Genomic DNA, 21,751 nt, shown 5'->3' with positions numbered 1-21,751 from the left:
TATGATCAGTAAAGTAAACACCCTCAAAGATGCCAGCTTAACTACCATGGCTAATATTGCTCAAGCGTCAGCACAGTGGCTTTTGTTGATCATAATCGTCAAGCAATTTAATGATTTAATTTTAGGTCAGTTAGTACTTACACTATCAATTGTTACCCCAATATTCTTATTGTTTAGCTTTAAATTAAGAACATTAGTCGTTACCGACTACCACAATGAACGTTATTTTGAGCAATACTTACATGCGCGATTTTTTGCACAAACGATTGCCGTTATTCTCTTAGTGTTACTTTCGCCTTGGCTGCTTTCAAATGTTTACGCCAGCATTATTTCGTCGGTGATTTTTTTTAAAATAGGCGATGGCACGTCTGAACTTTGTTATAGCTATTTACATAAACAACAACAATATAAACAAGCCGCACTTTCACAAACCACCCGCAGTATTTTTACCATTACCTTGTTGCTAGCCGCTTCGCTGATATCTAATGACATTCACTTTACGTTCTTTACATGGGCGATTACCACTGTTGTTTTCTCCATTATTGATGTGTACACAGTGAAAAAAACGATTGCCGACAAAGAACACCGTTCCTTTATTTTATGGTCAACCTGTCAACATAAAGAAGCTATATTTGCCTCTCTCGTGATCTACAAAAAATATTGGCCCATTAGTGTGTCAATTTTATTTAGCGCGATGTTTGTTTATATTCCCAATTATACTTTAGAGTATTTTCATGGCACACAAAGCGTTGGGCATTTCGCCGCTATTAGCTATTTTCTCGTTGCCGGTGGTATTTTAATTCATAGCCTTTCGCAAGCAGTCACGCCGAAATTGTCTCATTTATTTCACCAAAGAAAATTTCAAGCTTTTATGAAAACCACGCAATTACTGATGTTAACTGGTGCAGGTATCGGGTTAATCGGTTTAGTCTTTGCGCATTTTATTGGCGAATGGCTACTCACCATCATTTATAATCAAACCATCGCTTTACTGACTGACGAATTAAAACTCATCATTATTGCCAGTATGATCCGGTATAGTTACACCTTTTTAGGCTCAGCGTTAAACGCATTAAAGTGCTTTAATCGACAAGCCTTTGTATATGGTTCAGGCAGTTTAGCCTTGTTGATTTCATGTTTATTTTTAGTACCAACCATGGGCACTATCGGAGCCGCTATTGCGATGATCATTGCTTGTGGCGTAGAAATGCTCATTATGTGTGTCACATTTTTTGTTCAGTGGAAAAAAATCAACCAACCCAAGGCGCATTCATGAATAAAAAAGTTCTGCATATTTTCGGAAAAATGGACAGAGGGGGCGCTGAGCTTAGAACCCTTGCTACCTTACAGCCATTATCTGATAAAGGCATAGATATAGAGTTTTGTTCATTATCAGGCGAACAAGGATTACTCGACAATGAGATCAAAGCGGCTGGCAGTGAAGTGCATTTATGCCGATTGGGGCTACTTTTTCCGATAAAGTTTGTTCGATTATTACGCCAGCATCAATTTGAAGTTGTGCATTCTCACGTAGCAATGGTGTCAGGGTTTATCTTATTTTTGGCTTGGCTTGGAGGGGTTCCGCAGCGTATTGCTCATTTTAGAAATACCCATGATGCAGCAAACACTTCATTTATTCGCAAATGGCGAAACCGTTTGTTACATGGTTTGATTGATCGATTTGCCACCAATATTTTAGGTGTTTGTAATGCTGCTCTGTCTATTTTTTGGCGACCAGACTGGCAGCTAGACCCTCGTTGTCAAACCATCTATAACGGATTAAGTCATCAGGCATTACTAGAAACAAAAGCTACTTTTTGGCAAGAAAATAACATAACCAATCATGAGCCTGTTATACTCAATGTCGCCCGTATGGTTGAGCAAAAAAATCACCTGTTTATGATCCGTGTTCTGGCGGCATATATCGAACAATACGGACCTATTAATTTAGCGTTACTCGGTAAAAAAGACGACAAAATCGAGCAAGAGATCATCACGCTCTCTCAAGAGCATCATTGTTTAGATTACGTGGTATTTCTCGATGTGCAACCTAACGTTTACGACTTTCTAACCCATGCTGATGTTATGCTTTTTCCTTCATTATGGGAAGGCTTACCCGGTGCAGTAATTGAAGCCGCTTCAGTAGGTTTGCCGGTAGTGGCGAATGACTTACCTGGCGTGATTGAAATTGCCCAACAACTCCCGTGCGTACATTATTTGTCAGTTGAGCAGCCAATAACACTGTGGTGTGAAGCATTACACAGTGCAGTTACAAGTCACAAAAATGAGCGAGAAAAGCACCATAACACCTTTAAAGATAGTTCGTTTAACTTAAATCAATGTGTTGAAGCGCTTTATGCCATATACCAGTGAACGGCAGTCTTTATTAAAAGTATGCTCCATCATTATTATCGTAATGATGACCATTATTCTGTTAACGTCGTTTTGGCAGGCCATTATTTTTACCCGAGAAGAACTTGAATTATTCTCGCTATTTAACTGGCTGATATTAAGTGCACTGCTTGCCTATGCTTTACCTAAAGGAATTTGGTCAATTTGTTTTATCTTTTTCTCGGCATTTAGTATTTTTCATGGCGGCTTAGTTTTTGTTTCTGCTATTGGCTTGATCACCGATAAAGATATTCTCTATTCCATTAGTTTTTGGTTTCATCGTAATGAAACGGTATATGCCATCTACCTAATGAACTTTACTATGCTGATATATGCGCTAACGGCGATTTCTTTCTCAAAAAAGGCGACTGCCACACATGACACCTTAGATCTGCGCTTAATCAAACGCTTTCATCATATTGGCGGCGCTTTGTTATTATTTATGATCACTACTTTCTTATTAGTGGGCTTTGCTACGGGCGCATTACAATCTTATACCGCTTATTTAACCGTAATCAATCAATCGCCTTTCGTGACATTAATGTTTGTATATATCTATTTATTTATGGGAATGGCGGTAGTATTCGTGGCGGTGTCTTATCGCCCAGGCTTTGGCTATTTTTACTTTCTCGCGTTTGCAATATGGGCAGTGATCGCGTTTAAAGTTGGTTTACGTGGTGAAGTAATGTTCCCAACCTGCGTTGCAGCAGCCATTTTAGGTCGACGAAAAATCCCCATAGGCACTTTCAAATTATCGATCATGATTTTTATCATGTTAATCGCCATTGTTATTGTCAAAAATGCCCGTTTATCAGGTGATTATTCAAAAATTGATAACATGAATCCGCTAAACGCGCTAGCAGAAATGGGCAGTAGCTTAAGAACTGTACAAGAAGTGGTGAAATGGCGAAATGAAGGGTTTAAATTATTATACGGTGCAAGTTATTGGGCCCCCTTTGAACGCCAATTAGCATTATTTCTACCGATTGAACGACCGCCAGCGAAAAAAGACAAACGCTTGCTCAATGTAGTCGTTCAAGAAAAAGCAGGACCTATTGGTTTTTCACCCGTCGCAGAAGCATATTTAAATTTTGGTGAAAAAGGCATTATATTCATCGCCTTTATCTTAGGGATCAGTTTAGCGAAATTTGACAGCCTAGCTTCAACGGTCCGCGCCGATACGCTAATTGGTGTTGCTTTGATCCCTTTATTCATTATGATAAGGAATAGTTTTACCTTTATTCCCGTACAAACCATCATGGGCATCATCATCGCTTTGATTATCCTTCAATTAGCTAAAATAAGAGTAGTGAATTAGCCCAATGAATGTCATCGTAAATTGTGAGTTTCGATTCTATCAAACCCCTGACGGTAAAGTTTGGACGCCTTCTTCTTTTGAATATGACTTTTGGATGCGGTATGCGGCTGTATTTGAACAAGTAACGGTTGTCGCAAGAATAAAACGAGTATCAACAGTCTCCCCCGACTGGCTACAAGCCAATGGCAAACAAGTCAATTTTCATGCACTCCCTCATTATATTGGTTTAAAAGCACTGATTATTGCGCTACCACGTTTAATTAAGTCTTTGTTAGCGGTGATAAAATTAGACGGGTTATTGTTATTTCGGGTACCTTCTCAAACCGCCACGATTGCTACTTACTTGCTGAAAAAAAATCAGCCGTATGCTGTCGAAGTCATTGGTGATCCCTATGATGTTTTTTCTACAGGTGTTGGTGGAAAACTAGCAGCGCCATGGTTAAAAATGTTCAGCAAACGCACATTACAAAAGCAATGTCAGCATGCTTTAGGGGCAAGTTACGTTACAGAATGTTATTTACAACAACGTTATCCTCCGGGTATTAATACCATTACCAGCTTTTATTCGTCGATTATGTTAGATGAAAGTCAGATAGTCGACACGCCCCGTAAGTATCAGCAAGTAGCCAGAAAACTTGTTTTTGTCGGTTCATTAGAGCAAATGTATAAAGCGCCAGATATATTATTACAGGCATTTTCTTTGTTAGTAAAAGCGGATGATACTTATCGGTTAACCATGATTGGCGCCGGCCAACACTTAACCGAATTAAAAGCACTCGCGCAACACTTAACTATTAACGCCAATGTCGATTTTGTTGGCGAAATAAAAAGTAACGAAGTCATCAACCATTTACGCCAAGCTGATTTATTTGTGCTTCCTTCTCGAACAGAAGGTTTACCCAGAGCCATTATTGAAGCAATGGCTCAAGGCTTACCTTGCGTTGGCACTTCTGTTGGAGGCATACCTGAATTAATACCTGATGAATTATGCGTTCCAGCCGATGATGCTACTGCACTTTTTTCAGTGTTAAACAAACTCTGTAATAACCTTGATGAACTGACTAAACAATCCATGATAAATTTAGAAAAAAGTAAACAATATGGTAATCAATTTTTATCAGCAAAACGTCAGCAGTTTTATCAAGATTTAAAAATTCAGTACCAAGCAAATCTCAACAAAGCACGAGGAAGTAATTAACATGCTAAAACGCTTAATGGATGTCCTCATAGCCTTGGTCGCGTTACTCTTTTTGTCACCGGTTTTATTAGTGTGCGCCCTTATTTTATACAGTTTAAATTGCCGCCCCATCCTTTTTAAACAAACTCGCCCAGGCTTACATGGTAAGACGTTTAATATGCTAAAGTTCCGTTCAATGACTGACAATAAAGATGCGCAAGGGCAATTATTGCCCGACGAAGAGCGGTTAACGCCTTTCGGGCAGTTTATCAGAAAAACCAGTCTTGATGAACTTCCAGGATTGTGGTGTGTGTTAAAAGGTGACATGAGTTTAGTTGGGCCAAGACCATTGCTTGTCGAATACCTACCATTATATTCAACTCAACAAGCACGCCGCCATGAAGTTAAACCGGGCATTACTGGTTGGGCACAAGTCAACGGCCGAAACGCCATTAGTTGGGAAGAAAAATTCGAGTTAGACGTGTGGTATGTTGATAATCAATCGCTTTGGTTAGACATTAAAATTTTATTGCTAACCGTCAAAAAAGTCGTTTCCCAAGCAGATATTAGTGCCGAAGGGGAAGCTACAATGAGTAAATTCACCGGCACAGATAGTTAAATAAAAATATAAGGGCAGTAATTAATGAAAAATTTAGCCATTTTAGGCGCTGGCGGTCATGGTAAGGTCGCTGCAGATATTGCAGAACAACTAGGCTGGAATATTCATTTTTTTGATGCTGCATTCCCAAGCATAAATAAATGTGGCTTATGGGATATCGTCGGCGATGAAGCAAGTTTAATTAAACATGCTGCAAATTATAATGCTGTGTTTGTTGCCATTGGCAACAACGATATCAGATCAAAAAAACAAAAAGAATTTAAAGCATTAGGCTTTGCTATCACATCACTTATTTCGCCTGCAGCAACACTGAGTGCACATGTTGAAATAGGTGAAGGCGTTTTAATTGTAGCAAACGCTTGTGTCAATATAGGCTGTAAAATTTCTGATGGCGTAATTATCAACACTGGATCCAATATTGATCACGATAATCACATTGGTGAATATAGCCATATTTCACCGGGTGTAAATTTAGCAGGTGATGTTAATATTGGCGAACAATGCTGGGTTGGCATAGGCTCAAGCATTATTCATCAAATCTCAATTGGCGATAATGTTATCGTTGGCGCTGGTACTGTCATTATCAATGATGTGCCTGAGAATGTTACTGTAGTAGGTTGTCCTGCTCGAATTGCCCACAAGCGTTAAGGTTTTTTATGTTAAATACCCCCTTTTCACCTTGGCCAAGTTTTTCTGAAGAAGAAATATCGGCAGTCAGTAAAGTACTTCGCTCTAACAAAGTGAATTATTGGACCGGCGACGAAGGACGAAACTTTGAAAAAGAGTTTGCTGATTTTGCTGATTGCCAATACGCCGTTGCCGTCGCCAATGGCACTTTGGCTTTAGATTTAGCTTTACAAAGCTTAAATATCGGCCAAGGGGATGAGGTTATTGTCACCTCTCGCACTTTTATTGCTTCAATCAGCTGTATCGTCAATGCAGGGGCAACACCCGTTTTTGCGGATGTCGATCTCGATTCACAAAATATAACCGCTCAATCAATTGCACAGGTATTAACCGATCAGACGAAAGCCATTATTTGTGTTCATTTAGCGGGTTGGCCCTGTGAAATGGACGAGATAATGGCATTTGCCAAAGCACGCAACATTTACGTGATTGAAGATTGTGCACAAGCTCATGGTGCCAAATACAAAGGCCGTTCCGTGGGAAGCATTGGTGATATTGGAGCATGGTCATTTTGCCAAGACAAAATCATGACCACCGGCGGTGAAGGCGGCATGCTAACCACCAATAATGAACAGATATGGCGACAAGCGTGGGCATTTAAAGATCATGGCAAATCTTATGCGGCGGTTTATGAAAAAGACCATCCCCCGGGTTACCGCTGGCTACATGAGTCTTTTGGTACTAATTGGCGCTTAACTGAAATGCAATCGGCAATTGGTCGAATACAAACCGCACGAATGCCACAATGGCATCAAACACGAGTAAAATATGCAGAAAACGTGCTCAATGCATGTAAAGCGTTTGATTTTATTCATGTTCCAGAAGTTCCAGACGATATCGAACATGCTTTTTACAAATGTTATGTTTTTATCAAACCTGAAAAATTACCCTCTGCTTGGTCAAGAGATAGCATTATCGAAGCGTTCAATGAAATAAATATCCCTTGTTATTCAGGTAGTTGTTCTGAAGTATATTTAGAAAAGGCTTTTGAAAATACAAACTTTACACCTAAAAAGCCATTAGAAAATGCCAAGCAATTAGGTGAAACCAGCTTGATGTTTTTAGTGCATCCAACATTAACCGAACAAGAAGTAGCATCAAGCTGTCAGGCAATTAACGAAATTTTTACAAAAGTAGCAGACACGTCAAAATAAACTGTTATGATATTAAAATAATAATAATTCATTTAAAAATGAATACATGTAAGCGTAGATCTGAAGGCGATTGCAGATGATCAGAAAAATAGACTTAATTCCTAGCTCAGCAAAATTACTAATCGCATTAACTTATGACGCTTTTGCCGTAGGGTTTGCGTTTTTTCTAGCGTATTTTTTACGTTTAGGCGTTTCAAATTTTGATGTCTCACAAGCAGAAGTATCGGTATTTATTACCGTTACGCTCAGCACAATGGTATTACTTTACTTCTCAGGAACATACCGCTCGGTAATTCGCTATTTTAATGCCAAATCAACCATGAAAGTCATAGCCTTGGTTGCTATTGCCAGTATCATCTTCGTCTTAGCTGGTTATGTATTTGATGCGTTTGTTCCTCGTTCTGTTCCTATCGTATTTTTTGCGGTCGCCAGTTTTTTAATTGCTGGCGCCAGAGCATCGTTTGGCATTATCACAGGTGAAAAGTGGTTTGATGAAAAAGAAGGCGTAGTGATTTATGGTGCCGGCAGCACCGGTAGGCAACTCGCAAATACACTTGCATTAGGCAATCAATACCAACCGCTGGCCTTTATCGACCAAAAAAGCCGATATCATGGCCGTGAATTAGCCGGCATCAATATTCATCCGGTAAAAGATATCGGTAAGCTCGTCAAGCGTTTTGGCCAATACAAAGTGCTGATCGCGATTGATAAAGTGACCCAAACGCGGATGAAAGAAATCGTTGCTTCCATTGAGCCTTACGCCCTTGAACTGTTAACCATCCCCAATATGGCCGATATAGTATCGGGCAAACGAAAAATTGATCAACTTCGGGAAGTCTCGGTGGATGAGCTGTTAGGCAGAGAGCCTGTTGCACCTATTCCAGAGCTATTATCTGAAAATATTTTCGGCAAAGTTGTGATGGTATCAGGAGCTGGTGGCTCTATTGGTAAAGAATTATGCCGTCAAATTATTCACCAAAAGCCTGCAAAATTAGTTTTATTAGACGTTAGCGAAGCCTTTTTATATGAAATCAACCAAGAGCTAACGGTTTATCTGCGTGAAATTGACAGTGATATTCCATTAATACCACTGATCGGTAATGTGCAAAACGGCATGTTGATGACCACCATTTTTCATACCCAAAAAGTACAAACTATCTATCATGCTGCCGCATATAAACATGTACCTTTGGTGGAATGTAATGTCATCGCCGGCATTTCTAACAATGTGTTAGGCACATATGAAGTAGCCCAAGCAGCTATTTTTTGTGAAGTAGAAACATTCGTCCTTATTTCAACCGACAAAGCGGTGAGACCTACTAATGTCATGGGCGCCACAAAACGTTTAGCTGAATTAGTATTACAGTCTTTAGCCCCACGTGATCATGATACGCGTTTTGTGATGGTACGTTTTGGTAATGTCTTAGGCTCATCTGGCTCGGTTGTGCCTTTATTTAAACGTCAAATCAAAGCCGGTGGCCCAATAACGATTACTCATCCAGATATTATTCGCTATTTTATGACCATTCCTGAAGCAGCCCAGCTAGTTATTCAAGCTGGCGCTATGGGTAAAGGTGGTGATGTTTTTGTTTTAGATATGGGTGATCCGGTTAAAATTGTTGATCTTGCGGTGAATATGACTCACTTAATGGGATTAACCATTAAAAATGAAGCCAATCCTGATGGAGATATTGAATTAAAATACAGTGGCTTACGCCCTGGCGAAAAGCTATATGAAGAATTACTGATTGATGATCATGCCCAACCAACCCGTCATGAGCGCATTTTAACCGCCAATGAACGCTTTCTTTGTTGGCCTGACGTGAAAGTGATCCTCAATAATATTAACGATGCTATGCGTGCAGAAGATACTGACAAGTTAAGACAAATTCTATTAGATGCGCCGTTAGCTTATAATCCAGAGCCCAACGTCGAGCCAAGCACTAAAGCAACGGATAACTCACCCATTACCGCTCCCGAAGCAGTCGATGATCAAACAGATAAAGCTCCTGAGCTAAAAACGGTTAACGTTAACGTATAACTCAAACGAGCTTTTCTTTTATCACATTGATTCCGTTTGAATTAGCAAGATGATCCCTCAACAAACACCTGACGATATAACTATTGTTTTATCAACATGAGCCAAGTATTTGCATAATCAGGTAAGTGTTTATTGGCTTGATAATAGTCTTTCCAACCGTAATAACTGCCTTTAAGAAAATCTAACTGAAATAAATTATTATCAAATGCACCACCTTGATCAGCTAACACCCCCATATTGTTGACGGGCTTACCATCAACGAGGTAATTTATTAAAAATAATTTTCCAAGACCTAACTGCTTAACATTACCGGCAAAAGTTACATCAGGTTTGATCGCTATTTTCTCTGCGAGGGTTTTACCGTATCCTAAGATACTTGGCACCTCAGCAAAATACCAATAACGCGACTGCTCTCGTTTTCCGAGCGTATAATCATAAGCAATGCCATTATTGCGATGAACATTAAAATATCGTTTCTTACCATTAATGTCGACAACACCAGTACCTTGTAACAAGACATCGTGCAAAGCTTCTTCGGTTAACCAAATAAGAGGTTGTGCAAGTTTATTATTTAACAAGGCTCCGTTAATGATTTGCTGACGAGTCAATTGATAACGCGTTAAATGTTGTTTGTTTTTTTCAGCTTCAGCTAAGGTCATTCCTTGTTCATCGGCCGGTAAAGCATATAAAGCTTGGTTAAATTTAGCCGTTGGTTTATCGCTAGCCTTTAACAATTTTGTGTAATATTTAGTAATAAATATTTGCTTCTCAGGAATATTATTTAATAAGCGTTTCTTTACCGCATTATTACTCTGCTCGGCTAACTGATGAGCTTGTTGTTTGTCTGGTAACCAACGATAAAAGTCAAAATGTTGTAATAAATAATCGCGAGAGTAAGAGCTGCTCTTTGGCGATTGGCATAAAAAGTCTAACGTTTTTACAACCCGAGATACGTTTATTCCTTCAATCACTTCACCTGCATGTACAGCAAATTTATCTTGAGGGAATGATTCGATATAGTGTTTTGTATTATTAGCAACATCACATAAATCTGCAGTATTCACAGAGATTTCGCCAATAATTTCAGGCGTTTCTTGTAAAACAAACTCTGCCTGACTAGCAAAACTAAACGAAATACATACCCAGCCAATCAATCGATAAATATTCATCATGACTTCACAAGTAGGCTTTCAATTGCTTGTATAAACTCAGCATCATCTGGCGCTGTTCTTGGGCTGAAAGACTGTACTTTTTGGCCTTTACCATCCACTAAATATTTATAGAAATTCCATTTTGGTGACGTTGATTTCTCGGCTAAAAATTCAAAGATACTATTTACATCGCTGCCTCTTACGGCACTAGTCGACAGCATAGTAAAAGTAACACCATAATTTACATAACAAATTTTGGCAGTATCTTTTTCATTATCTTCTTCTTGAAAAAAATCATCTGAAGGAAAACCTATCACCACCAATCCTTGTGACTGATATTTTTTATGTATTGCTTCTAATTGCTTAAAGTGAGGCGTAAAACCACAATTACTTGCTGTATTTACAATCAACACAGGTTTCCCTTGCGTTAATTCGCATAAATTGACTGTCTTACTTGAATGTAATTTTTGCTTCGTCACGTTAAGATAATCAGGACAGCTATTATTCAGCTCGCTGGCCTTAACTGGTGTGATCACTGAAAAGCCTAATCCAATCATTATAAGTAACAGTAGATATTTCATCATATTCCTAATCTTGCTATTTAAGCCATGATACATGGCGAATGTAGCTATACATTATCACAAAAACACCTATGTGAGCATTCATAAACAATGGAGAGTTTCTTGAGCATAATCTACCTGTTATAATCACTGCCAAAGGTAATTATCTGGAGCTCATCGGATATATCTCCCTTAATATCGATTAACACTTGAATTATCATGTCAAGTGTATAACTTTATTGAATTAATCAAAGTTAATTGAAATAAAATCTGACAAATTATTGTCTGATTTTCTTTGAGTTATACAGGAATTTCCACAAAGTTAGCATACACTTAGCTATGTTAAATTTTAAAAGGTATTTTGGATAATATGAAACCACTTCATTTCAGCGCACTCATTAGAACCCTTTCTCTAATTAGTTTCATCGCTTTTTCTTCTCATGCGCAGCAAGGGCCACCGGCCAATGTTAATGTAACCAAGATACAAAGTACGACTTTGTCTCCCGTTGCTTGGGTGTCAGGCAGTGTTGTTAGTCGCAATAACTCACAAATTGCCGCCGATGTATCTGGTCGATTAATTAGCTTGGCAAACCTAGGTAGCAAGGTAAAAAAAGATCAAATCATTGCCGAACTTGATGACCGAGCGCTGACATTAAAATACCATGAAGCGGATGCACTGGTCGCCAATGCCCAAGCAAAACTAACGTTTGAAAGTGCTGAGGTAAAAAGAAAGAAAACCTTAGTTGAAAAAAAACTGATCTCTGAAAAAGAGCTAGAAGAAACCATCGCAAATCTTAATATGGCAAAGGCCAATGCAGCAGCAGCTAAAGCTAAACTTGAACAAATCGCTCAAGATATTACTTACACGAAACTCAAAGCACCTTTTGATGGCATTGTTGCTGAACGTTTAAGTAACCAAGGCGAATATGTCAATAACGGCAATGCAATTATTCGCCTAGTAGAAACCGCCAATGTTGAAGCTTCAGTATTTGCGCCATTAACGGCTTATCGCTATTTAAAAGAGAGTAAACAGCTTGCAATTAAATCTCCGTTAGGCGAAGGAAGTGCCGATATAAAAGCCATTATTCCGGTTGCTGACTCACGTTCACATTTAATGGAAGTACGCCTAGATATGTCATCTTTTGACTGGCCAATTGGCTTAGACATAAAAGCTGCAGTGGCAACAGGAGATAGCAAACAAGTACTCGCAACACATCGAGACGCCTTAGTATTAAGACGCGATGCGATGAGCATTTTTATCATAGATGCTGAAAACAAAGCCAAACAAGTCAATGTTACCGTTGGTATTAGTGAAGGTGAGCTCGTTGAAGTTATTGGTGATATTCAAGCTGGTGATAATGTTGTCATTCGTGGTGCAGAACGGTTAAGAGCAGGACAAACAGTCAATATAAAAACCAATAATGATAAGCTGATTTCCGGAAATTCGGCTATGGGAACTAAATAATGACCCTCACCTCAGCCTCACTTAAAAATCCTACCGCGGTAATCGTCGCGGTATTATTGATCATGCTATTTGGCGGTATTAGTCTTTATAAATTGCCTATCCAATTAACGCCGGATATCAGTAAACCACAAATAGTGATCTCTACCAGCTGGCGCGCTGCGGCACCTGAAGAAATCGAAGCCGAAATCATTGAACGCCAAGAAGATGTTTTAAAGGGCTTACAAAGTCTTGAATTACTTGAATCAAATTCAAGTCAAGGCAGTGGTAGTATTACCTTAAGGTACAAAACCGGTGTGAACTTACAACGGGCATTAATTGATGTAATGAATGCATTAAATCAAGTCCCTAACTATCCAGCGGATGCTACCGAGCCAGTGATTGCTGTTGGTGGCGCTAGTAATTTTGACGCTATTGCTTGGTTAGCATTAAAACCAACCGAAGGTAATACCAATGATATTGCCAGTTATCAAGATTTCACCGAAGAAGTGGTGCAAACACGCATCGAGCGTGTTGAAGGTGTTTCTCAATCCAATGCTTTTGGCGGTTTAGCAACAGAATTACGTATTACCTTTGATCCCTATAAAGCCGCAACACTTGGGCTTAATATTCCGGCAATTGCGAGTACATTAACAAATAATACTGATGCTTCTGGTGGTTTTAACGAAATTGGCCGTCGCAAATATACCTTACGCTTTTCAGGTAAATATGGTGTTGAACAGCTTCAAAATATGGTGCTTGATTGGCGAAATGGCCAGCCGATTTTATTAAAAGATGTCGCAAAGGTCGAACTGGCATTATCAGACCGAACAGGAGTACTGACACTTGATGGCTCACCAGCCATCGCAATGAACGTACAAGCAGAACAAGGCGTGAATGTTATTCAAGTCATGGACGGTCTAAAATCGGCTATTAAAGAACTCAACGAAGGTCCGCTGAAACGCTCCAAATTAGAACTCATCCAAATGTATGATGAAACGATTTACATTGGTCGTTCAATGAGCCTAGTTAAAAATAATTTAATTCTCGGCATCGTATTAGCCATTATTGTACTGTGGTGGTTCTTACGTAAGTTTAAAGCAACCTTAATTGTTGCTTTATCCATTCCAATCTCACTAGTTGTCACCTTAGTGATCATGCACAGCACAGGGAGAACATTGAATATTATTTCAATGGCCGGATTAGCTTTTGCCGTTGGCATGGTGCTCGATGCTGCTATTGTTGTCTTAGAAAATATCGTCCGGTTGCGTGAAAACGGAGCGAAACCCAATGAAGCATCATTAAAAGGCACAACCCAAGTTTGGGGAGCTTTGTTATCCTCTACAGCCACTACGGTTGCCATTTTCTTACCCATTGCCTTTTTAGAAGAAGTATCAGGGCAGCTTTTTGCTGATTTAGCCATTACCATTGCTGTTGCTATTGTCGCTTCATTATTAATTGCGGTAACTGTGTTACCTACTGCGGCTCGCCGATTATTAAAAGAAGTGTCATCAGAAGACCCTCATAATCATTGGTGGACGAATATCACCAGCGGCATTATGCATATTACGTCAACCCCTAAAAAACGTGTTGCTTGGGTATTTGGCTTGATGCTCTTTTCGTTTATCGGCAGCTATTTAATGTTTCCGAAAATCGATTATCTTCCTAAAGGTAATCAAAATTCATTTAACGCATTTTTATTACCGCCTCCGGGACAAAGTTATTTGGCAGCTAGAGTGGAAATGAGCGATGAAATTAATCAACGTTTAATGCCTTATTTAACCGGCGAAAAATCACCGAAAATTGAACATTCATGGTTAGGTTTTTTCGGTAATTTTGGTTTTATGGGAGGACGAGCCGAAAACTCAGATCACATCAAAGACATTGTCAATATTATTAATGGTGAAGTATTAGCAGGCTTCCCTGATACTATCGCCTTTGCTTCTCAAGAAGAGTTATTTGGTAACTTAGGTGGTGGTCGCCGTATCGATATTGATATTCAAGGCAATGAAGTTGACCAATTACTTTCTGCTGCACAAGTTGGTTTTGGCGCAGTCAGTCAAGCATTACCTGGGGCACAAATTCAACCGACACCTGGCCTTTCTCTTGCGGAGCCTGAATTACGCATGATCCCAGATGAGCGCAGTATTGCTGAATCAGGTTGGACAAGACAACAAGTGTCTTCAATATCAAGAGCCTTAGGTACTGGGCTTTATGTGGGTGATTTTTTCAATGGTCAAAAACGTTTGAATGTAATTTTACGCTCAACCGATTGGGAGTCGCCTGAAGAATTAGCCGCAATTCCTTTAGCAACACCTGAGGCTGGCGTACAACCCGTTGGTGAGTTAGTTGATGTTGTTAGAACGGCAGGACCGAGCTCTATCAGACGTGTTGATAGAAAAAGAACCATTACTTTACAAGTAACGCCTCCAGAAAATATTAGTTTAGAAGATGCCATTAACGCCATCAAAGAAAAAGCAGAACCTGCGATTTTAGAGCAATTACCTGAAACCGGTGCGATAAATTATCGCGGCTCAGCAGAAGCTTTAACCGAAGCATTACAAAATATGAGCCAAAGCTTCTTACTTGCTTTAGCTATTTTATATTTATTAATGTCAGCGTTATTCCGTTCCTTCAAGGACAGTTTGTTGGTGGTATTAACCATACCGTTAGCAACCGTAGGTGGTATTGCGATGCTACAAATAACTAACCTGATTATTTTCCAACCGCTCGACTTACTCACCATGATAGGTTTTATTATCTTACTCGGGCTTGTGGTCAACAATGCTATTTTACTTGTTTATCAAACGCGTTTGGGTGAAAACGATGGTTTATCTAGGCATGATGCAGTAGAGCAAGCGGTACGCTTACGACTAAGGCCAATACTCATGAGCACATTAACCAGTATTTGTGGCATGCTCCCGTTATTATTGATCCCGGGCGCCGGCGCTGAACTATACCGAGGAATTGCCGCTGTTATTGTTGGGGGAATGAGCGTAAGTACGATATTTACATTAATTTTCTTACCCAGTTTATTACAAATGGGCAAAGCAACAGCACATCAATTTGATGCTGAACTTTCCGCAGAAACGGCTTAGTTTCAGTCTTTAATCAAATTTTTAGATAAGTAAAATAAACACGCCCACAGCAAAGTGGGCGTTTTTTTACGCGTTTATGCAAACTTATTTATGCGAGCTTACAGTAATTGTTCAACGAGTTTTTTGTCGGTTAAATTAAGTCGATCAAATTGGCTGTATTGTTGATGAGCAAGGTCGATATACTGGTCATTTTCTCTCGTATGATAAGAGCGCTCTTGGTACCATAAGCCATTTATTAAATAACAACATGCTAAATAAGCGTGTACCAAATCAGCCTTTAATGACTTTTTGCTCATGCCTTGATAACAATCAAAAATATAAGCAAAGTCACAGTTAGATAAATTATTAATCGCGATAAACATCGCAACATCATATTCTGCACAGCCAATTGATGTACACTCATAATCAACTAACCAAGCATTGGCTCGCTTATCAATCAGTATATTCGTGAAGTTTAAATCGCCATGGCAAACCACTGGCTCAGACACTTGCGCAAAAGTATTAATTTTTTGATTCAACGTCATTAAAAATGACTGCTGCGCTTGAGTAAACGCATTCATTTTTATTTGCGCTTCAATTAATGACTTTATCGACAGGGACGAAATTTTATCCATTGGCGTTACTTGATGAAAATTTTGCAATAACCTCATAGAAACCGCGATTTTCTCTGAGATCGTATATTGATTTTCAAAGAGTGAATAGCCTTCAATATATTGCGTGACTAACCAATCTTTCGATTGATAAATAACAGAAGGCGAGAGATTTAAAGCAGCAGCAGACTGAGCAACTAATCGTTCGTTTTGTTCAGTAGACGGATGTGAAGATAAAGACTTAACAAAATACTTAGCTGATTTTTGACTATCAAGATTAACGGCAGTAACGATATAACAATGATGACTGAGGCCTAATAACACCCTCTCAATAGCACAAATATAACCATCAAAACAAGTAAGTGCTTTAATACGTTGAATATCACTTTCTATAGAACCGAACTTATCCTTATGGTTGTGCCGTTGATGTTTCAGTTAAAACCTCATTTTGTTTTCGTTGTTTAAATTTAGTTAACCATTGAAAGTAACCATATAAAGCCATAAAAAAATATAACACTAAAAGTGCTGCGGTTGGCTCTAAACCTTTTGCAAGGTAAAGGTAAACAGAAACTGCATTAATTACAATCCAATATAGCCAGTTTTCTAATACTTTTTGCGCCACTAAATAAGTGGTAAAAACAGAAAACACGGTTGTTGCTGAGTCAAGGTATGGATAGTGGGTGGGTGTATTGGTTGCCATTAACCAGCCCACAACCATAGAAATAATACTTAACAGTAAAATAGCTTTGACATGAAAGCTCAAAGACCAAGATTGAATATATAAAGTTTTCTGCGGACGTTTATTAATATAATACCAACAATACCAACCATAAATTGCCATTGCAAAATAATATACTTGTAGCAGGCTTTCCATCCATAAATACACGTCATAAAAAATAACGGTATAGATAACCGTACTGATTAAAGCCGCCGGCCAGCACCAAATATTTTCTTTGGCAGCAAGCACAACATAAATCAATGCTGAAGCAACGGCAATTAATTCCCAAAAAGGCAATTGAGTAAAATAGGCAATTGTTTCAGTCATATTATTCAACTTAGCTTTCAGCTTCTACAACACTACGGTTGCCACCAATAAACTTACAAATAAAAACTGCGGCATTTAATGTTTGATGCACATGTTTAATTTCTGACATCACTTTTTCAACAGCAAGATCATAGTCACCAAAGACTTGAGTACTCATGCCATTGGTGACCACTTCTAAACCGTCAACATTTCTTAATCGCTTGATGAACGCCCAAATCTCCGTTTTAAACTTTTCTTCTGCTAATGGGTATAAACTGATCTCAATCGATATTTCCATTTCTTCACCTTTAATAAACTAATTCATTATTGCGATTATCTACGCATATTATTGAAACTAAAATTGATAGTCTAATGTAACACCAACTTGTCTAGGTGCCGCATAACGCTCAAATTTTTTCGCAGCCCAGTCAATATCTGGTTCATTGCCGAAGTAAAACCCTCGGGTCGCCACTTTTTCATCCGTTAGGTTACGTGCCCATAAATACACTGACCACGATTGAGTTTCATAACCAATACGAGCATTAATCAATTGATTACTTGACGATTTTTCAGAATGACTATCTGAAAAGTAAAAGCTGCTTTTGCCCGAAGTTGAAACGTTAACAAATACACCAGAATCACTAGTATAACTTCCACCTAAGCTATACGTGTTTTTAGGAGCATGAGCTAAAGTTCTATCAGAAATATCAATAGTTGACCCGTATTTATCAAAATACGCATAGTTATCATAACGAGCATCTAAATACCCCAATGTAGCATATACATTCAAATTAGCGGTCACTTGCCAAGTTAAATCAAGCTCTGCTCCGTAACTAGTTGAACTCGTTGCGTTAGCAGTATAAATAGTAAAACGTTGCGGGTTATTTGGATCTTGTTGCGATGCGTTGACTTGCTGGTCTTTTCTGTCCATGTAGAAAAAAGCGACGCGAGAATGAATCTTATTATTCAAATACGACGAATCTAGACCAAATTCGTAGTTGAGCAAGGTTTCGGTATCAAACTCTTTAAATTGGCTTAACTCAGCCGGTAATCCCATATTAAAACCACCCGCTTTATAACCCTTAGCAATGCGAACATAGGCGTTATGGTCGTTATTTAGTGCTTTACTTAGAGCAATATGACCACCCCACATGGTTTCACTTGGAGAAAAACTGTCTTGTTCGCTATCAATATAATCGCTGTCTCTATTTTCTACCCGTAAGCCTACCGATAACTGATAGTCTTCTGACAAAGTGCTGTCTAGCTGAGCAAATATTGCCATATTTTTAGCTTGATATTGAGACACTAATATTTCATCTTCCCAACCATTGTAATAAGACTCAAGATCATTCTCTTCGTCTAACTTGCTCACATAAATTCCTGCTAACCAATCCGTTGTCTGGTTAAATATTTTATGGCTTGATTTATTATTCAAACGAATTTCTTGTGACCAAACGTCTCTATCTGCCTCTTTATCCCATAAATATTCATACACACACGGGATTTGATCGCTGTCATCACCATTGCCATTTTCATCATAATAATCTGTACAGCTTTTATCTGCCCAATAGTTAGCATTCGCCCAATCACCATCAAAGGCATTATGGTGATCTGTGGTAGTAAAGCTTGAAATTGCCGTTAATTCAGCCGAAGTAAAGCCCGAATAATTAAATTTTAACGAGCTACCAGACGATTTTTGTTTATCGATACCAGGATGGTCAGTGAGAGTATCAAAACCATTATTGTCTAATGTCCATACATCGTACCCATTGTCCATATCAGCAAATAATAAGGTAAAATCAACCGTTAATTCGTCACTTGCTTGGTAAGCAAGTTTCAACTTACCGCTTAGCTCATCAATACCATTGGTGTCGTCTTTAGCTAAAAATAAGTTGTCTCTAAAACCATTTTGTTGGTGTTGCTCTATGCTCACGCGATAATTTAAACGCTCACTTAATGCGCCTGTGCTAAAACCAGCGACGTTTATTAAATCATCGTTACCAAACGAAGTTTTAATACCATGTTCTGACACATCTGAAGGAGCATTAGACTGAATATACACCATGCCCGCCAATGCATTCGCACCAAAACGAGTACCTTGTGGGCCGCGCAACACTTCTACTTGGTTAACATCATACATACTCGCTGCCATGCCTAAGCCAGATAAGTCGATATCATCAACAATAAAACCTACCGAAGAATTAGGCGCCCCACTGTATTGAGAACGTTCGCCTACGCCACGTATTTGCAAAAATTTAGGACGAGAAGATTCACCCGAAAAATTAACATTAGCCACGCTTGCTAATACATTTTCAAAATGCTGGTCGCCTTGTGCCAATATTTGTTCGGAGGTAACAACAGCAATACTGGTAGGTGCTTGGGCAAGGGATTGTTGTTTAAAATTTGAAGTAACCGTAATGCTTTCAATGGCTTCCTCTTGCTCAGAAGCATACGCATTTGCAGATAAAAAACTAAAAGATGTAAGAATAGCGAGTGAAGATTTAACTAGATTCATGTGGCTCTCATATTATTAATCGAATAATACAATAGAGAGCAAATTATCAGAGATCGATCGATCAATAATAAGTTAACCATCCCTACGTCGGCATTATCCGTATCAGGTAGTAAGGGTCAATCATCTCAGCATAAAAACACTAATGTTTTATGCACCCCTTGGTTTGAGCAGGATAATAACAACTAATAATGTAATGTACATCTATTTTTAGGAATAAATTATACTTACATTTTCTGAGTGTTCGTGTTTTTTATAGGCAGAAAACGTTTATTAATATAAAAATACTTCGCTGAATAGGCACCAGCTCGATAACAACCATAACAAATAAGGATCCAGAGTATAAAATGAGAAGCCGGTAATTTATTTGGCCAGTAAGTAAACCATATAGCCGCCGTGATCATATTTTTTAAAGAGTCAACGAACATAGCGATCAGCGCACCTATACTGAATAAATCAGTCACGTCTTTCCAGCGTGAAACCCCTAACCAAAAGTTAACAATTTGCAGAATCTCGATAATTAAAAAAGTCAGCATGGCAATTAAGCCATAAAATCCGCCGCCAAAGGTAACCCACTTTGAATGAAAAAACGGCAGGTTTTTCTTATTTTTTTTCGACAGTTGAGAAGGGTTCTCATCGTTTTTATCAAAGGCATTTTTAAAGGCAACGTTTGTCGACAAATAACCTTTTTGGTACGAAAAAAATACCATCAAAAAGCTAAAAGCATAAACAGGTAAGCCAGTGAAAATTACAGCGAAAAAAGCATCTTGAATTAATTCCATTTCTATTTATCTCTTAATATGAAGAGTGTTCTTCTATAGCTAGTATTAAGTTACCACTTAGGGATTTCACTGTAAAACATTGGTTTAAGAGCGCTCATATTCACGGAAATACAGCTTGGTAAGTTTTGAACAACGCTCGAAATAAAATATTAGGTATCGAGCAAAATTACTTAAACGATAATTTAAAAATCCCATAATTGTTATTATCTCTAGAAGTAAAAAGGCTCAAAAACGCGTTGTCTATTGCTCTAATTTTTTGTTCAAATAACTTGAATAGCTCACCATTCGCTGTTTCAACAAAAAAAACACAATATAAATCATAACAAGTCAACGAATGTATAAAAATATCTTCTGTGGAAGTTGAGATTGAATCGGCTATTTGCATAACTAACAACTCTTTACTACTTGAATACTCTCCATAGGATGAATCAGAGTCAAACTTAGCCAATTCAGGTAGCAAATATTGATCTCTAAACTCTTCTGCAGACATAACGGCTCGTTGTTTATGGTTAATTTCAAATAAAATAATCTCCTTTTTAGCCCCTAATACCGAGACTTCTATATCGTAAATTCCATCTTCAATAAATTCAGCTTTGCCATCCCATTTGTTCAATAAATATTGATGTAATTCATCAGTGTCATCAACAAAAAGAAAGTCAGCTTCGCCAGTCAAAAACATATCTAAAGAAGAAGTAGTATGACTTCCTCTAGATTCTTCAGATACAGTGCTATCGATTTCGCTTTCGATATCGATATTTCTTGAAATATCCCTGTCAGTGATTTCGCCATCTGACGATTTTATTGTTATTCGATAATCGGGTTGCTTTGAGAATTGATTAACGTCAATCTGTTGCTCTTCAGACTCAATTTCAAGTGACGAACGATCGGTGATTAACGAGGTATTTTCCTCATCAGTAAGTGAAAGGTACCCCGCCACTAGCAAGACAAAGAGTGTGACCAAAACGATAATTTTTTTCATGAAATGTTTTATCCGAATGTTGCTCAATCAGCAAAGCTGAGAATTTAGCAGTGTATACGGGTTTACCGTAATAATGAACTTGGCTATATTAGCTTGGCTACATTCTATACAATATATAGCGACTAAATGTTTTTGAGCTTTTAATTTAAATATACGAAAAAGCAAAAACTTTACTTATACCTTCAATTCCTACAGGAGTAAAACGGCTTGGTAAGTTTATTGTTAGT

The 21,751-nt window shown here is 38.4% G+C and carries 18 protein-coding genes and 1 riboswitch; of the genes, 10 read left to right on the top strand and 8 right to left on the bottom strand.

Annotated features, from left to right (window positions below; all coding sequences use genetic code 11):
* The first annotated feature begins 1 nt into the window (after position 1).
* The 8 genes from ABXH06_RS09585 to ABXH06_RS09550 all read left to right on the top strand — a co-directional run bounded on the left by ABXH06_RS09585 (position 2) and on the right by ABXH06_RS09550 (position 9,387).
* The gene (locus tag ABXH06_RS09585; protein WP_353518098.1) at positions 2-1,276 is read left to right on the top strand and encodes a lipopolysaccharide biosynthesis protein; all 1,275 of its coding nucleotides are present in this window, start codon (positions 2-4) and stop codon (positions 1,274-1,276) included.
* Entirely contained in the window at positions 1,273-2,373 is a 1,101-nt protein-coding gene (locus ABXH06_RS09580) for a glycosyltransferase (protein ID WP_353518097.1), read from the top strand. Before ABXH06_RS09585 ends, ABXH06_RS09580 begins: the two co-directional genes overlap by 4 nt.
* Positions 2,357-3,709 carry an O-antigen polysaccharide polymerase Wzy gene (gene wzy / locus ABXH06_RS09575; RefSeq protein ID WP_353518096.1) on the top strand — a complete coding sequence of 451 codons (1,353 nt, stop codon included), beginning with the start codon at positions 2,357-2,359 and terminating at the stop codon, positions 3,707-3,709. Before ABXH06_RS09580 ends, wzy begins: the two co-directional genes overlap by 17 nt.
* Positions 3,710-3,713: 4 nt before the next feature.
* Complete coding sequence (locus ABXH06_RS09570) at positions 3,714-4,907, top strand: glycosyltransferase (RefSeq protein WP_353518095.1); 1,194 nt, start codon at positions 3,714-3,716, stop codon at positions 4,905-4,907.
* Position 4,908: 1 nt separating this feature from the next.
* Positions 4,909-5,505 carry a sugar transferase gene (locus ABXH06_RS09565; RefSeq protein WP_311581540.1) on the top strand — a complete coding sequence of 199 codons (597 nt, stop codon included), beginning with the start codon at positions 4,909-4,911 and terminating at the stop codon, positions 5,503-5,505.
* A 24-nt stretch (positions 5,506-5,529) separates the two neighbouring features.
* Entirely contained in the window at positions 5,530-6,153 is a 624-nt protein-coding gene (locus ABXH06_RS09560; protein WP_353518094.1) for an acetyltransferase, read from the top strand.
* A gap of 8 nt (positions 6,154-6,161) precedes the next feature.
* Positions 6,162-7,346: a DegT/DnrJ/EryC1/StrS family aminotransferase gene (locus ABXH06_RS09555; protein WP_353518093.1), complete on the top strand. Its 1,185-nt coding sequence runs from the start codon at positions 6,162-6,164 to the stop codon at positions 7,344-7,346.
* Between the two features lie 76 nt (positions 7,347-7,422).
* A complete protein-coding gene (locus ABXH06_RS09550; protein ID WP_353518092.1) occupies positions 7,423-9,387 on the top strand; it encodes a polysaccharide biosynthesis protein in 1,965 nt (654 codons plus the stop codon).
* A gap of 80 nt (positions 9,388-9,467) precedes the next feature.
* On the opposite strand, the gene ABXH06_RS09545 is transcribed toward ABXH06_RS09550, so the two are convergent.
* Both ABXH06_RS09545 and ABXH06_RS09540 read right to left on the bottom strand, forming a co-directional pair.
* Positions 9,468-10,559 carry an MltA domain-containing protein gene (locus ABXH06_RS09545; protein WP_311581548.1) on the bottom strand — a complete coding sequence of 364 codons (1,092 nt, stop codon included), beginning with the start codon at positions 10,557-10,559 and terminating at the stop codon, positions 9,468-9,470.
* Entirely contained in the window at positions 10,556-11,122 is a 567-nt protein-coding gene (locus ABXH06_RS09540; RefSeq protein ID WP_503012492.1) for a glutathione peroxidase, read from the bottom strand. Before ABXH06_RS09540 ends, ABXH06_RS09545 begins: the two co-directional genes overlap by 4 nt.
* Positions 11,123-11,468: 346 nt before the next feature.
* On the opposite strand from ABXH06_RS09540, the gene ABXH06_RS09535 reads away from it, so the two are divergent.
* Together ABXH06_RS09535 and ABXH06_RS09530 are read left to right on the top strand one after the other, a co-directional pair.
* Positions 11,469-12,563: an efflux RND transporter periplasmic adaptor subunit gene (locus ABXH06_RS09535; protein WP_311581550.1), complete on the top strand. Its 1,095-nt coding sequence runs from the start codon at positions 11,469-11,471 to the stop codon at positions 12,561-12,563.
* Positions 12,563-15,637, top strand: coding sequence for an efflux RND transporter permease subunit (locus tag ABXH06_RS09530; protein ID WP_353518091.1), 3,075 nt, complete (start codon positions 12,563-12,565; stop codon positions 15,635-15,637). Before ABXH06_RS09535 ends, ABXH06_RS09530 begins: the two co-directional genes overlap by 1 nt.
* Positions 15,638-15,735: 98 nt before the next feature.
* Here ABXH06_RS09530 and ABXH06_RS09525 read toward each other — a convergent pair whose 3' ends face one another.
* The 6 genes from ABXH06_RS09525 to ABXH06_RS09500 all read right to left on the bottom strand — a co-directional run bounded on the left by ABXH06_RS09525 (position 15,736) and on the right by ABXH06_RS09500 (position 21,524).
* Positions 15,736-16,551: a phosphotransferase gene (locus ABXH06_RS09525; RefSeq protein WP_353518090.1), complete on the bottom strand. Its 816-nt coding sequence runs from the start codon at positions 16,549-16,551 to the stop codon at positions 15,736-15,738.
* An 85-nt stretch (positions 16,552-16,636) separates the two neighbouring features.
* The gene (gene pnuC / locus ABXH06_RS09520) at positions 16,637-17,272 is read right to left on the bottom strand and encodes a nicotinamide riboside transporter PnuC (RefSeq protein ID WP_353518089.1); all 636 of its coding nucleotides are present in this window, start codon (positions 17,270-17,272) and stop codon (positions 16,637-16,639) included.
* A 10-nt stretch (positions 17,273-17,282) separates the two neighbouring features.
* Positions 17,283-17,549 carry a hypothetical protein gene (locus tag ABXH06_RS09515; protein ID WP_311581558.1) on the bottom strand — a complete coding sequence of 89 codons (267 nt, stop codon included), beginning with the start codon at positions 17,547-17,549 and terminating at the stop codon, positions 17,283-17,285.
* 57 nt (positions 17,550-17,606) lie between these two features.
* Positions 17,607-19,766, bottom strand: coding sequence for a TonB-dependent receptor (locus ABXH06_RS09510; RefSeq protein WP_353518088.1), 2,160 nt, complete (start codon positions 19,764-19,766; stop codon positions 17,607-17,609).
* 62 nt (positions 19,767-19,828) lie between these two features.
* Positions 19,829-19,935: riboswitch (TPP riboswitch) on the bottom strand.
* 55 nt (positions 19,936-19,990) lie between these two features.
* Complete coding sequence (locus ABXH06_RS09505) at positions 19,991-20,545, bottom strand: hypothetical protein (RefSeq protein WP_353518087.1); 555 nt, start codon at positions 20,543-20,545, stop codon at positions 19,991-19,993.
* 166 nt (positions 20,546-20,711) lie between these two features.
* Positions 20,712-21,524 carry a hypothetical protein gene (locus ABXH06_RS09500; protein ID WP_353518086.1) on the bottom strand — a complete coding sequence of 271 codons (813 nt, stop codon included), beginning with the start codon at positions 21,522-21,524 and terminating at the stop codon, positions 20,712-20,714.
* Positions 21,525-21,751: the final 227 nt, after the last annotated feature.

Origin of the sequence: Thalassotalea sp. SU-HH00458 (assembly GCF_040362795.1) — a bacterium.
GTDB lineage: Bacteria > Pseudomonadota > Gammaproteobacteria > Enterobacterales > Alteromonadaceae > Thalassotalea_H > Thalassotalea_H castellviae.
Note: the sequence above shows the minus strand (reverse complement) of the source record. Positions and strands in the feature narration are given on the sequence as shown.

Coding starts and splice junctions, on each gene's coding strand:
- ABXH06_RS09540 (WP_503012492.1), bottom strand. CDS start 11,122: ATGATGAAATATCTACTGTTACTTATAATGATTGGATTAGGCTTTTCA.
- ABXH06_RS09550 (WP_353518092.1), top strand. CDS start 7,423: ATGATCAGAAAAATAGACTTAATTCCTAGCTCAGCAAAATTACTAATC.
- ABXH06_RS09580 (WP_353518097.1), top strand. CDS start 1,273: ATGAATAAAAAAGTTCTGCATATTTTCGGAAAAATGGACAGAGGGGGC.
- ABXH06_RS09560 (WP_353518094.1), top strand. CDS start 5,530: ATGAAAAATTTAGCCATTTTAGGCGCTGGCGGTCATGGTAAGGTCGCT.
- ABXH06_RS09555 (WP_353518093.1), top strand. CDS start 6,162: ATGTTAAATACCCCCTTTTCACCTTGGCCAAGTTTTTCTGAAGAAGAA.
- ABXH06_RS09515 (WP_311581558.1), bottom strand. CDS start 17,549: ATGGAAATATCGATTGAGATCAGTTTATACCCATTAGCAGAAGAAAAG.
- pnuC (WP_353518089.1), bottom strand. CDS start 17,272: ATGACTGAAACAATTGCCTATTTTACTCAATTGCCTTTTTGGGAATTA.
- ABXH06_RS09530 (WP_353518091.1), top strand. CDS start 12,563: ATGACCCTCACCTCAGCCTCACTTAAAAATCCTACCGCGGTAATCGTC.
- ABXH06_RS09535 (WP_311581550.1), top strand. CDS start 11,469: ATGAAACCACTTCATTTCAGCGCACTCATTAGAACCCTTTCTCTAATT.
- ABXH06_RS09585 (WP_353518098.1), top strand. CDS start 2: ATGATCAGTAAAGTAAACACCCTCAAAGATGCCAGCTTAACTACCATG.
- ABXH06_RS09545 (WP_311581548.1), bottom strand. CDS start 10,559: ATGATGAATATTTATCGATTGATTGGCTGGGTATGTATTTCGTTTAGT.
- wzy (WP_353518096.1), top strand. CDS start 2,357: ATGCCATATACCAGTGAACGGCAGTCTTTATTAAAAGTATGCTCCATC.
- ABXH06_RS09565 (WP_311581540.1), top strand. CDS start 4,909: ATGCTAAAACGCTTAATGGATGTCCTCATAGCCTTGGTCGCGTTACTC.
- ABXH06_RS09505 (WP_353518087.1), bottom strand. CDS start 20,545: ATGGAATTAATTCAAGATGCTTTTTTCGCTGTAATTTTCACTGGCTTA.
- ABXH06_RS09510 (WP_353518088.1), bottom strand. CDS start 19,766: ATGAATCTAGTTAAATCTTCACTCGCTATTCTTACATCTTTTAGTTTT.
- ABXH06_RS09500 (WP_353518086.1), bottom strand. CDS start 21,524: ATGAAAAAAATTATCGTTTTGGTCACACTCTTTGTCTTGCTAGTGGCG.
- ABXH06_RS09570 (WP_353518095.1), top strand. CDS start 3,714: ATGAATGTCATCGTAAATTGTGAGTTTCGATTCTATCAAACCCCTGAC.